General features: G+C 68.0%; 11 protein-coding genes. 1 reads left to right on the top strand and 10 read right to left on the bottom strand.

Annotation, left to right across the window (positions count from 1 at the left end; genetic code table 11):
- A partial coding sequence (locus ACXYMR_RS06815; protein ID WP_458942038.1) for a PAS domain-containing sensor histidine kinase occupies nt 1-1,919 on the top strand: 1,919 nt, incomplete at its 5' end.
- A 12-nt stretch (nt 1,920-1,931) separates the two neighbouring features.
- On the opposite strand, the gene ACXYMR_RS06810 is transcribed toward ACXYMR_RS06815, so the two are convergent.
- The 10 genes from ACXYMR_RS06810 to ACXYMR_RS06765 all read right to left on the bottom strand — a co-directional run bounded on the left by ACXYMR_RS06810 (nt 1,932) and on the right by ACXYMR_RS06765 (nt 12,772).
- On the bottom strand, nt 1,932-2,363 hold the full coding sequence (locus ACXYMR_RS06810; protein ID WP_458942037.1) for a hypothetical protein: 432 nt from the start codon (nt 2,361-2,363) through the stop codon (nt 1,932-1,934).
- On the bottom strand, nt 2,360-3,046 hold the full coding sequence (locus tag ACXYMR_RS06805) for an RNA polymerase sigma factor (protein ID WP_458942036.1): 687 nt from the start codon (nt 3,044-3,046) through the stop codon (nt 2,360-2,362). Before ACXYMR_RS06805 ends, ACXYMR_RS06810 begins: the two co-directional genes overlap by 4 nt.
- 11 nt (nt 3,047-3,057) lie before the next feature.
- A complete protein-coding gene (locus tag ACXYMR_RS06800; protein WP_458942035.1) occupies nt 3,058-3,573 on the bottom strand; it encodes an EF-hand domain-containing protein in 516 nt (171 codons plus the stop codon).
- Between the two features lie 71 nt (nt 3,574-3,644).
- Nucleotides 3,645-6,512 (bottom strand): bifunctional [glutamine synthetase] adenylyltransferase/[glutamine synthetase]-adenylyl-L-tyrosine phosphorylase, encoded by a 2,868-nt coding sequence (locus ACXYMR_RS06795; RefSeq protein WP_458942034.1) that lies wholly within the window; start codon nt 6,510-6,512, stop codon nt 3,645-3,647.
- Nucleotides 6,513-6,560: 48 nt separating this feature from the next.
- Complete coding sequence (locus tag ACXYMR_RS06790) at nt 6,561-8,003, bottom strand: sensor histidine kinase (protein WP_458942033.1); 1,443 nt, start codon at nt 8,001-8,003, stop codon at nt 6,561-6,563.
- Between the two features lie 6 nt (nt 8,004-8,009).
- Nucleotides 8,010-8,681 (bottom strand): response regulator transcription factor, encoded by a 672-nt coding sequence (locus ACXYMR_RS06785; protein WP_458942032.1) that lies wholly within the window; start codon nt 8,679-8,681, stop codon nt 8,010-8,012.
- A gap of 26 nt (nt 8,682-8,707) precedes the next feature.
- Entirely contained in the window at nt 8,708-10,186 is a 1,479-nt protein-coding gene (locus tag ACXYMR_RS06780; protein WP_458942031.1) for a Do family serine endopeptidase, read from the bottom strand.
- A 139-nt stretch (nt 10,187-10,325) separates the two neighbouring features.
- Complete coding sequence (locus ACXYMR_RS06775; RefSeq protein ID WP_458942030.1) at nt 10,326-11,549, bottom strand: bifunctional alpha/beta hydrolase/OsmC family protein; 1,224 nt, start codon at nt 11,547-11,549, stop codon at nt 10,326-10,328.
- Nucleotides 11,550-11,645: 96 nt separating this feature from the next.
- Nucleotides 11,646-12,116 (bottom strand): cytochrome c maturation protein CcmE, encoded by a 471-nt coding sequence (ccmE, locus tag ACXYMR_RS06770; protein ID WP_458942029.1) that lies wholly within the window; start codon nt 12,114-12,116, stop codon nt 11,646-11,648.
- Nucleotides 12,116-12,772 carry a DUF938 domain-containing protein gene (locus ACXYMR_RS06765; RefSeq protein WP_458942028.1) on the bottom strand — a complete coding sequence of 219 codons (657 nt, stop codon included), beginning with the start codon at nt 12,770-12,772 and terminating at the stop codon, nt 12,116-12,118. Before ACXYMR_RS06765 ends, ccmE begins: the two co-directional genes overlap by 1 nt.
- Nucleotides 12,773-12,780 lie beyond the last annotated feature (8 nt).

The raw sequence follows: 12,780 nt of genomic DNA, 5'->3' as shown, positions 1-12,780 counted from the left end.
AAGTCACCCCCCCCCCCCACGCCCGGTTCGGCGAGCAGCGCGTGACATTCGCCGTGGCCCCGATCGCCGGCACCGATTTGCGGGTCTATGCGCTCGGTGCAATGAGCATCAACCAGAATGCCTGGTACCGGACCATCTCTTTCTACGGACTGATGTTCATCGCGCCGATCTTCGTCGCCATGGGCCTGTCCGCCCTGGTCTTCATGCAGATGGGCCGGCTGCGCTCGACGCGCCAGCAACTGGCCGACAACGAGCAGCGCTTCCGCGTCGCCATCGAAGGCGCGCGCTGTGGCGTCTGGGACTGGAACCCGGAAGCCGACACCGTCGTGGTCACCGACAGCCTGGCCCGCATTCTCGGCCTCGACGGAGAACTGAAATGCACCGGCGCGGAATTCCTGCAACTGTTCGGCCGGGCCGACCGCGACCGCCTGCGCGCGGCCATGCGCGGTGCGCCCGCCGGCGGCGAGGTTGACCTCGAAGTCCTGGCCGCCCGCTCTCCGGTCTGGCTGCAGATGCGCGGTCGCATCATGACCAATGTCGGCGACACCGGCGAGGACCGCATCATCGGCGTGGCCATCGACGTCACCGAGCGCAAGGGTGCCCAGGCGCGCGTCGCGGCCGCCGAATCGCGCCTCCGCGCGGCTCTGGAATCAATGTCGGAAAGCTTTGTGCTGTGGGACAGCCGGCGCCGCCTCGTGCTGTGGAACCGCAAGTTCCGCGACCTGTTCGATTTCTCCGACAGCGCCCTGAAACCCGGCATGAGCTATGAGGGTGTCGAGAAGGCCGCGGCGCGCGCCATCAAGTCGGTGCATGGCGGCCAGGACAACAAGCAGGCCTACGAGATCGAGCTGGCCGATGGCCGCTGGCTGCACTATTCCGACCGCGCCACCGCCGATGGCGGCATGGTCTCGGTCGGCGCCGATATCACCAATCTGAAAAAGCACGAGGCGGCGCTGACGGAGAACCAGGCCCAGCTGCGCAAGACCGTCGAGGACGTCAAGCGCTCCCAGGGCCATATCGCCGAGCTGGCCAAGAAGTACGAGACCGAGAAGATCCGGGCCGAGGAAGCCAACCGCTCCAAGTCCGAATTCCTCGCCAACATGTCGCACGAACTGCGCACGCCGCTCAACGCCATCAACGGCTTCTCCGAGATCATGCTGCGCGAGATGTTCGGCCCGATCGGCGACGAGCGCTATACCGGCTACATGAAGGACATCCTGTCCTCAGGCCAGCACCTCCTGGAATTGATCAACGATATCTTGGATATGTCGAAGATCGAGGCCGGCAAGATGCAACTCCAGGCCGAGCCGACCGATGTCGAGGAACTGGTCGAGCAATGCCTGCGCATCGTGCGCGGCCGGGCCGAGGAAAAGCGCCTGCGCCTGCGCGTCGACGTCACCGGCCTGCCGGAAATCGAGGTCGATCCGCGCGCCTTCAAGCAGGTGCTCATCAACCTCGTCTCCAATGCTGTGAAATTCACCCCCGAGGGTGGCCAGGTGACCCTGCGCGGCTTCCTGTCCGGCGCCGGCGTTGCCTTCCAGGTCGCCGATACGGGCATCGGCATCGCGGCGGAAGACCTGCCGCGTCTCGGCCGGCCCTTCGAACAGATCGAGAGCCAGCATTCCAAGAGCTTCCAGGGTTCCGGCCTCGGCCTGGCCCTGTCGAAATCCCTCGTCGAACTGCATGGCGGCACGCTGACCATCGAGTCCACCCTGGGCGAAGGCACCACAGTGTCGATCGTCATCCCGATCAGCCAGGACCAGCCACTCGATGTCGATGCGGCTGTGAGCGACACCCCGACAGGCCGTCTCTCGGACCAGCTCGACGAAGACGGGCTGATCATCCTCGACGATGAGGGCGAGGACGGCTTCGAGGCGGATGACGAGTTTCTTGACGTGGCCGGCAGCCGCCCGCTCTAGACACCAGCCGGCTCAGACGTCGCCGCCGAGCCAGTCCACCCAGTCCTCGCCAAAACCTTCATAGTATTCAGTGTATTCGGTGTAGACGGGGCCGTTCGACCGCGAGTTCGGGTCCGCCACGACCCAGGCCAGCATCACCGCCAGCACCAGGCCGGCTGCCATGGCCATGGGGGCGACCCAGGCACGCCCTCGCGCCCCGCGCGCCGCAAACCTGCGCTGGGCGCCCGGCAGCTGGTCCAGCAAGGCCGCCTCCAGAGCCGGCGATGCCGTCCGCTCGGCGCGACCAAGCAGCGCATCCAGGCTGCCGGCCTCGGCCAGGACCGGTCGCGCGGTCTCACCATGATCGCGCACGAAGTCTTGCGCCGCGTCGCGCTCGGCCTCCGGCCAGCGAGCCGGATCGGCGCCGTAAGCCTCGACGATCTGGTGGAAACGGATCTCATTCATCGGCTCGGCTCCTCGTCCAGTCCGGTCGGGTCGGCATAGGTGTCCAGCAGGTCCGCCTTGTCGGTCACGAGCCGCTCGCGCAAGCGCCTGCGCCCCCGCGACAACAGCGATTCCAGGGCTTCGACCGACACCTGCATGACCTCGGCAGCGGCAATATTCCCGGTCTCCTGGTAATGCACCAGCTCGATCGCCTGGCGCTGGCGCTCGGGCAGTTCGGCCAGGGCCGCGAGCAGACGCGCCTCACCTTGCGACCGCACCAGATGCAATTCCGGGCCGGCCGAACGGTCGGCCGGTTCCGCCATTTCGACCCCGGTCAGCTCGCGTCGCCGGCGCAGCCGGTCGATGCAGATATTCATCGCGATCCGGGTCATCCAGGTCGACACCCTGGCCTCACCGGCCCGCCAGCGCCCAGCGGCTTTCCATACCCTGAGGAAAGTGTCCTGCGCCATATCCTCGGCCGCATCGGCATCGCCCAGCATGCGCCGCCCGAGACCGAGCAGGCGCGGCAGGTGCGACTGCATGAGCTGGCGCGCCGCCTCGGCATCACCGGCCCCGATGCGCTGCATGAGCGCCTGGTCCGGATCGGCTTCACCGGCGACGGGCGCTGCGGGCGGCCCGCGCCTCTGACCGACCCGCCGTGAACCGGGGGGTAACGGGAGGGCAGAATCGCGGGCCGGCCTCACGTCCGGGGCGCCTAGTCGCGCCACCAGAAGCCGCGATCTCGACGGTCCTCGACCGCCGCATCGAGCTCGTCGGGCGAGATCACCCCGTTCCCGTCGGCGTCGAGGCGCTCGAACATCGTGGTTTGCGAGGCCATGAACTCGGCCCGGGAGATCCGGTTGTCCTCATTGCTGTCGGCGCGAAGATGGGACGGTCGCTCGCCGCGGCCACGGCGATGCCGCCGCCCCTCCTCACCGTCGTCTTCGCGCAGCTCGGCCAGGCGGCGTCTGACCGGCGACTGGTCGGCTTCATCCAGAAAGCCGTCACCATTGCGGTCCATCCAGGCGAACATCTCGGTCTGGAGCGCGTCCAGCTCCTCCCGGGTGACGGAATTGTCGGCATTGCTGTCGGCGGCGCGCAGCAGCATCAGGGCCTGCTGGCCGCGATCTGCACCGCCGCGATGCTGCCCGCCGGGCTGGGCGTGGGCGGTTGTGGCAAGGGCCAGCATCGACGTGGCCAGGAGAGCGGTCGTGACAAAGCGTGGCGTCATGGTTCAATTCCTCGTTTGAAACTGTCTATGTCGGTTCAACGGCCGACGCCCGCCATTCCGTCGTTTCGACTTCACATCCGTCCGACATGACGCTCGAACAGGGCCCGCACCTGGGTAGCGCGAGCGTCCAGGTCCGTCGCCACGGCCTGCAGGTCGGGTTTTCCGGCGAGGTCGGCCAGCCGCGCCGCGAAGCCTGCGCTGGCTCCGGCCGGATCGAATCCCGATCCGTGGGCCACCCGGATCAACTGCATCACACCGAGATAGAGCGACAGGCTGTCGACCAGAATTTCGGTTTCGCGTGCCGAGAGCGTGCCCGCCGCTGCCAGCGCCTCGAGCCCGGCCCGGGTCGAGGCCTGCACCGGTTCGCCGTCGATCCGGGTTGTCAATTGCAGGGTCTGGACGATGAACTCGATATCCTGCAATCCGCCTGCCCGCGCCTTGAGGTCCCAGGGCGAACGCGCCGGCTTGGCCTCCTCCAGCTTCCTGCGCATGGCCAGGGCGTCGGCGCGCACTTGCGCCGGGTCGCGCGGTTCGGCCAGGACGCCATCGACCAGGGCCTCGATCCGCCGGCACAGCGCCGGATCACCGGCCACCAGGCGCGCCCGGGTCAGAGCCATCAGTTCCCAGGTCCACGCCTCGCTGCGATAATAGGGCTCCAGCCGGCTCAGCATCACCGCTACCGGTCCCGCCTTGCCCGAGGGCCGCAGCTGCATGTCGATCTCGTACAGGCTGCCTTCCTCGGTCGGCGCCGACAGCGCCCGGATCAAGCGCTGGGCGAACCGGCCGAACCAGGCCTGCGCAGCGCCCTCGCCGTCATGCACGATCATCACGTCCAGATCGCTGTCCGCGGCCAGTTCGCGCCCGCCCAGCTTGCCCAGCCCGACGATCGCCCAGGCCCCCGGTGCCGGGCCGTGCTTGCGCGCGGTGTCCTGCTCGGCCGCCAGCGCCATCGCCTCGATTGACGCGTCGGCAATGTCGGTAAAGGCGCGTCCGGCGGTCTCGGCGTTGGCGGTGCCGCGCAGGATCTGGGCGCCGACCCGGAACTTTTCCTCGCGCACGATGCGCCGCGCCGCGTTGAGCTTGTCCTCGTGCCCGGCATGACGGGCCTGCGACGCACGCATGCGGACCTGCATGCGGTCCGGCGCATCGCTCCAGATCGGCACCGCGAAATTTTCGTCCATCATGGCGTCGATGAGATTGGGCCGCCGCGCCAGGTCGCTGGCCAGACGCGGGGCCAGCGTCAGCACCGCGACCAGATCAGCCGCCAGGCCCGGCTCGTTCGATAGCAGGGACAGGGGCTGAACCCCCATCGGCAGGTTCTCGAAGAAGGCGGCGAAGCGGACCAGCGCCGCATCCGGCTCGCCGGTCTCCGCCATCTGGTCGACCAGACCCGGCGCGATGCGGGAGAACAGCGTCCGGGCGCGCGGACTGCGAACCGCCCGGACCCGACCGGCGGCCCAGGAATTGAGACGTTTCCAGGCCTGTTCGGGCTCGGAAAAGCCCAGGACCTCCAGGGTCTTCAATGTATCCGGTGTCGGCTCGACCCCGGTCAGGATGAGCGAGCCGGCACGCGAGGCCAGCGGCTCGTCATCCTCGAACTGGTCGGAGAAATGCCCGTGCACGCGCTGCAGGCAGGCTTCCACCTCGGCCTCGAAGGCCCCGAGGTCCGCGAAACCCGCCAGCCGCGCCACGTCACGGCGATCCGCCGCGTCCTCGGGCAGGGTCTGGCTCGGCTCGTCCTCGCGCATCTGGATGCGGTGTTCCCAGTTGCGCAGGCGGCAATAATCCTCGCTCAGCTCGCTCGCCACACGGGCGTCGATGATACCGGCCTCGGCGAGCGAGCCCAGCGCCTCCAGGGTCGACGGCAGGCGCTGGCGCTCGTCGCGCCCACCGAACACGAGCTGCGGGATCTGGGCGAAGAACTCGATTTCGCGGATGCCGCCCCGGCCCAGCTTGAGGTCATGGCCCGGCGGATGGATTTCAGCGCGTCGCCCGACGGTCTGGATCTGCCGGGCCAGGCCGCGGATATCATCAATCGCCGCATAATCCAGCGAGCGCCGCCAGATGAAGGGCTGGAGCTGGCGCAGGAAGTCCTGCGCCGCCGCCACATCGCCGGCGCAGGCGCGCGCCTTGATCCATGCCGCGCGCTCCCAGGTCTGCCCCATGCTCTCGTAATAATTGAGCGCTGAATCCGTTGAGATAACCACGGGCGTGGCACCCGGGTCCGGTCGCAGCCTGAGATCGACGCGGAACACATAGCCGTCCTCGGTCATGGTCTGCAGCGAGCGGGACACGGCCTGGACCAGGCGTGGCAGGCGCTGGCGCGGCCCCTCCGAGTCCGGCAGCGCCAGGCGCTCGCCGTCATAGAACACCACCAGGTCAATATCCGACGAGTAATTGAGGTCACCCGTGCCCATCTTGCCGAGCGCCATGACGAACAGGCCGGGCAGCGGATTGTCCGGGTCTGCGACCGGCAACAGCTTGCCCCGTTCCGCAAGCAGGCGCACATGGGCCTCGAGCGCCGCCCGGACACAGGCATCGGCCAGTCGGGTCATGGCGCCGGTCACCGCCGCCAGTGACCAGGCCCCGCTCAGATCGGCCAGTGCCGTCACCAGGTGCGCATCCGCCTTGGCCCGCCGCAGGACCCGGTCCAGCCCGGCCACATCCGGCGCCGCCCGCCCGTCGGTCTCAAGGCGTCTCAGGATGCCCTTGATGAGCGATTCCGGGCTCTCCACCACACATGCCGTCAGCGTGTGAGGCCGCCGTCGCGCGAGCCGACGCAGATAGGGTGCTGCGGCGAACACGCTGGCCAGGAAAGGCCCGGCCGCGTCCAGTGCCGGCTGCGCCGCCGCGTCAAAGCGCGCGAACACGGCCTGGGTATCGTCCGGGGCAATGCCGGCCAGCGGGGCCAGGTCGGAATGCAACAGCACCTCAGTCATGGCCGCAGCCTGCCGTGTGCCCCGCCGGGAGGAAAGCCCGGCCTGCGGTCATCCTTTGCCAGTCCCCGCCGGCGCCCGGGGAAAACACATCGAGGCGCGCAGGCCGGGGCCCTGCCCGTCGGCGATCACGCCAGGCCCCTCGCCAAGCTCGAAATGGCCGTTATGGATGTCGGCAATGGCCTGCACCAGCGACAGGCCAAGCCCGGAGCCCGGCTGGCTGCGCGAATTGTCCAGGCGCACGAAACGCTGGGTCACCCGCTCGCGGTCCTCGGCCGGGATACCCGGCCCGGTATCGGTAACGGAGAACTCGACCAGCCCGCCCGCCGTCTCGCGCAGTCTCAGGGTCACCGCGCCGCCCGGTCGGGTGTATTTCACCGCATTGTCGAGCAGGTTGGCGAGCCCCTGCGAGATCAGGCCGCGATCGCCCATGATCGCCAGTCCGGGCTCGATCTCGCTGTCGAAGGCCAGCCCCTCATCCTCGCACACCGGCTCGTACAGCTCGGCCAGGTCCTCCGCGATCACCGCCGGGTCGAGCCGCACGATGGCCCCGCGATTCTCGCCCGCTTCCAGCCGCGACAGCGACAGGATGGCGTTGAAGATGCCCAGCAGCTCATCGGTATCGGCGACGGCGCGCTCCAGCGCCTGTTCCCGCGCCTCCAGGTCGCCCTCGTCGCGCAGCGCCTCGTCGAGCCGGTTGCGCATGCGCGTCAGCGGGGTGCGCAGATCGTGGGCGATCGAGTCGCCGGTATTGCGCATGCGCAGCATCAGCGCCTCGACCCGGTCGAGCATGTTGTTGAAGTTTTCCGACAACTCGTCGAGCTCGTCGCCGGTGTAATTGCGTGGCGCCCGCGGTCTCAGATCGCCGGCCTTGACCCGCCGGGCCACCGAATTGATGTGGTCGAGGCGGCGCACGAAACGCCGGCTGACGAATATGCCCGCGGCAACGCCCAGCGCCAGCGCCAGCGCCGACGCCGCCAGGATGGAATTGAGCATGCGCGCGACGAGGCGGTTTTCCTCATCGACATCGAGTCCGACAAAGAGCTGGTAGCCGGAGGACAGGTCGACGATCTGGCCGCGCGCCGTGCGCTCGTCCTTCTCGCTGTCTTCCTCGCCACTCGCCGGCGGGCGCTGATAGGTGAACTGGACGCGCCCTTCCGCGTCAGGCTGCACCTCCGGCAAACCGGACAGATTGCCTGACAGGGACCGCCCGTTGGGGTGCACCAGCAGATAGAGATAATCGGCCCCGCCGCCGACCGTGCGCTGCAGGATGTAGCGGTTGACGGTGGCGATACCACCGGCCTCGAAGCGGGCCTCCAGGGCCTCCACTTCCTCATTGATCGCCGCATCTGCCCGGCGCAGCGTCATCCCCGCCGACGCCGCGTAGACGAAGCCGAGGATGACAAAGCTGGACAGGGCGAACAGCGCCGCGGACAGCAGCGTCTGGCGGAACGCCGTGGTCCGCAGGAAGGCGGTGCGCCGGTTGTACTGCACGGGAACTTACGCCTGCAGGCGGTAGCCGGCCCCGCGCACGGTGTGCAGCAGCGCCCGCGGGAAGGGCTTGTCGATCTTGGCCCTGAGCCGCGAGATGTGCACGTCGATGACATTGGTCTGGGGGTCGAAATGATAGTCCCAGACCTTCTCCAGCAGCATGGTGCGGGTGACCACCTGGCCGGAATGCTTCATCAGGAACTCCAGCAGGCGAAACTCGCGCGGCTGCAGCAGGATGTCCTCGCCATTGCGCACCACGGTGCGCGCCAGCAGGTCCATTTCCAGGTCCCCGACCACCAGCTTGGTGCGCACGGCATCGGGATCGCGCCGCCGGGCCAGGGCCTCGACCCGGGCGAGCAGTTCGGCGAAGGCATACGGCTTGACCAGGTAGTCGTCCCCGCCCGCCTTGAGCCCCTCGACGCGGTCATCGACCTCGCCCAGCGCCGACAGGATGAGGACCGGAGTACGGTCCTCGTCCTTGCGCAGCGCCTCGACCATGGAGAGACCGTCCATGCGCGGCATCATGCGGTCGACGACCAGCACGTCGTACTCGGCCGCCCGGGCCATCTCCAGGCCTTCCTCGCCATCGCTGGCATGATCGGCCACATGGCCGCTCTCGCGCAGGCCCTTGCGGATATAGCTGGCCGCTTCGCGGTCGTCTTCGACAATCAGGATACGCATGATCCGGTTCCCTTTCGCACTTGGGCCTAGTTTTCGGCTTCGGCGAGCTGGAGCGCGATATAGCGTTGGCCGCCGCGTCCCTCGACAAGCAGAAGGATGGCCGTGCGGTCGTCCTCGCGGGCCTCGTTCACGACGCTGCGGAAGGCATCCAGGCTGGCCACGGTCTCGCCACCGGCCTCGAGGATGATATCCCCGCTGGTCAGGCCCTTGCGCTGGGCCTCGCTGCCCGGCTGGATGGCGTCAACCACCAGGCCTTGGGTCCCGGCCGGCAAGTTGCGCACTTCGCGGTCTTCCTCGCCCAGCGGCACCAGATTCATGCCGAACAGGAAGACTTCGGCTTCGGCCGCTTCCGCATTGGTCATGCTGTCGAGTTCCTCGTCGCTCGGCCGGTTGCCCAGCTCGGCGCGCAGGGTGCGCTCGCGGCCATCGCGCAGGATGGTGAAGCGGACTTCCTCGCCGGCCGAGATGTTGCCGATGCGGCGGGTCAGGTCACGCGACCCCTCGACCGCCTCGCCATTGACTTCCAGGACCACGTCCTCGCGCTCGAAGCCGGCCCGGTCGGCCGGGCCGCCGGAGACGATGGAAGACACGATGGCGCCCTCGACTTCCTCCAGGCCCATGGCCTCCGCGATGTCGTCGGTCACGTTCTGGATCGACACGCCAAGCCAGCCGCGCGACACTTCACCGTTCTCGCGCAGGTCGGACACGATCGCTGCCGCCACGTCGGAGGGAATGGCGAAGCCGATGCCGACATTGCCGCCGGTCGGCGAGAAGATCTGCGAGTTGACGCCGACCACATTGCCGTCGAGGTCGAAGGTCGGACCGCCGGAATTGCCGCGATTGATCGGGGCGTCGATCTGGATGAAGTCGTTATAGGTCGAATTGCCGATCTCGCGCCCGGTGGCCGAGATGATGCCGGCCGTCGCCGTACCACCCAGGCCGAACGGGTTGCCCACCGCCACGACCCAGTCACCGACCCGGTATTCCGGCGTCTCGTCCAGCGTCACGAAGGGGAAGTCGTCATCGCCGTCGACCTTGATCAGGGCCAGGTCGGTCTGCGGATCGAGGCCGATGATGGTGGCCGGATAGGTCTCGCCGTCCGACGTGCCGACGGTGATCTCGTCGGCGCCCGCGACCACGTGGTTATTGGTCACGATCAGGCCGTCGGCGGAAATGAAGAAGCCCGAGCCGAGGGCCTGGCGCGGTCGTTGCTGCTGGCGCGGAATGCCCTGCTCGCCGAACTGGCGCTCCAGCCATTCGCGGAATTGCGGCGGGATGTCCTGCATGTCGGCACCGAGCGGGTCCGGAGTGCCGCTGGCCTGGATGGTGACCACGGACGGGCTGACGCTCTCGATCAGATCGGCGAACGACATCGGCGCGCCGCGCGGCACGGCAGCCGACAGCGGCGCCGGCTCCTGCTGGGCCAGTGCCGGGCTCGCCATCAGGGCGGACAGGGCGAGAAGGGAGACACCGCCGAGGCGGGACATGCGTTGTACTGAAATCATCTGTCGGATCGACCTTCTTGGCTTCGTGTTGGGTGGCACTGTCTCGCGACATGGGTATCCGTCACGTGACTTCAACATTACAATAACATTACAGCACGTAACCTGCCGGACACATTTCAGTCGGCGGTGACGGCTAGCATCACGGGTCCAGGGTCGTGCGCACCACGACCGCGCCGTGCAGCGTCCGGTGAACCGGACATTTGTCTGCGATTTCCAGCAATTTGGCGCGCGCCGCGTCGTCCAGCTCGCCCTCGACCCGTATTGTCCGCTCGATCACGTCCACGCGTTGCGGCTTGCCCTCTACACAGCCCTCGCAATCCACCGCGTGCTCCTTCCTGTGAGCCAGCGTGATGGTTACGCGGCCCAGCTCCATGCCCTTGCGCGCCGCATACATGCGCAGCGTCATCGCCGTGCAGGTGCCTAGAGCGGCACCCAGCAGGTCGTACGGCGTCGGGCCGGCATCGCCCCCGCCCACGGATTCCGGTTCGTCCGCCAGCATTACGTGATCGCCCACAACGACGTAGTTCTCGAAATTGCCATGCCCGGTTTCCTGCACGACGACCCGTCCGTGCTCGGGCGGTGGCGGTGTGCGCCGCCCATGCTGCGCCGCATAGCGCTCGGCCCAGGCCGCGATCAGGTCGGCTGCATAGGTCGCATCCTCGCGATCGGTCAGCAGGTGGTCGGCCCGGTCGAGGCTGACATAGCTCTTGGGATGCTTGGCCGCCTTGAACAGACGCGAGGCATTGTCGATGGCCACGCTCTCATCGATCGGCGAGTGCATGACCAGGAGCGGTCGACGCAGCTCGCGTACCGCCGCCTCGACATTCTGCCCCTCGATGTCATCAAGGAATTGCTTCTTGATGCGAAACGGACGGCCGCCCAGTCCGACACGGGCCACGCCCTCGCTCTCGATGGTGTCGAGTTGGGCTCCGAAATGCTCGGTGACATGCGCTGCATCAGCCGGGGCCGCCAGGGTGACCACCGCCTTGACCGACGCCAGCTGCCTGGCGGCGACCAGCACCGCCGCCCCGCCCAGTGAATGCCCGACCAGCAGGGAGACCGGCTCGTAATGTTCGGCCAGGAAGGCCGCAGCCGCCTTCAGGTCATCCACATTGGACGAGAAATTGGTGTTGGCAAACTCGCCGTCGGACTGGCCCAGCCCAGTGAAGTCAAAGCGCAGCACGGCAAAGCCGCGCTCGGCCAGCCCCCTGGAAATCCGCGCCGCGGCGAACACGTCCTTGGAACAGGAGAAGCAATGGGCAAATATGGCATAGCCCAGCGGCCGCCCGTGCGGCAGATCGAGCCGTGCCGCCAGACGGTCGCCCAGTGCACCGTCGAACTCCACTTTCTGGGATTTCCCCATGTCCCGCTCCGCCTCGCGCTGCTTCCTGCAATAACAACGTTAGAGCAGCGCAGGAGTTGCACCAGTCACAGCGGCGTGACCCTTGCCAGGCGGGCGTCAGCGCTGCGTGCCCGGTGCCTCGCCATCGGTCCCGGCCGCATCGCCCTGCCACACGCCGGCCTCGCGCAGCGCTTCGGCGACTTCCGGCGGCATGTAGGTCTCGTCATGCTTGGCCAGCACGGTTTCCGCATCGAGCGTTCCGGCATCGGTGAAGCGGCCCTGAACGACCACGCCCTGGCCTTCGCGGAACAGGTCCGGCAGCAGGCCGGCATAATCCACCGCCACCGTCTCGGCCCGGTCGGTGATGGCAAAGCGCACCCCGGCCGGCGTGTCCTCGACCGAGCCTTCCAGCACCAGCCCGCCAATGCGGATGCGCTCGCCGGTCTCGGGCGCCTCGGCGACGATCTCGCTGGGCGAGTAGAAAAACACGACGGCACTGCGCAACGCCGTCAGGGCAAGCGCCACCGCCGCCACGAGGACGAGCCCCGCGGCCGCGATCGTGAGCAGGCGTCGGTTGCGATGTCGCATCAGCGCGCCTCCGGCTTGGTGAAAATCAGCGACAGATTGTTGGCCGGCATCTCGATGCGCTCCGGGCCGTCCAGCCCGGCCGCCCTAAACAGCGCCTCGACATCGCTGCGGTTGCGCACACCCCAGTCCGGATTGCGCGATCTGAGCGAGCGATCGAAGTCGAGATTCGACGCCGCCGTCGCCGTGCCTTCCTTGTAGGGGCCGTAGAGATAGACCAGCCCGCCCGGTTCCAGATGGCTGCGCGCCAGCCCGGCCAGGGCCTTGGCCACCGTCCATGGCGAGATGTGAATGACATTGATGCACACGAGGGCGTCGATGCGGCCGAGGTCCGCGCAGGCATCCGCGCGTGTCAGGTCGATATCCAGCGGCGGCGTCATGCGCCCGCCGGCCTCGCTCGCCCAGGCCGCCTGACTGGCCCGCGATGTCGCGTCCGGATCGCTCGGCTGCCAGCGGATATCGCTGCGCGCCCGGCAGACCTGAACCGCGTGCTCGCCAGTGCCAGACCCGATTTCCAGCACGCGCGCGTTTTCCGGCAGGCGCGCCGCCAGGATCCCGGCAATGGCCTCCCGGTTGCGGGCCGCGCTCGGCGAGTACAGGCGGTCACCGGTTGACTGACGGTCTTCCAGGGCGATCGGGTCTTGCGGAGAAGTGGTCATGAGGCCGG

Source organism: Maricaulis sp. CAU 1757, assembly GCF_054482675.1.
Note: the sequence above shows the minus strand (reverse complement) of the source record. Positions and strands in the feature narration are given on the sequence as shown.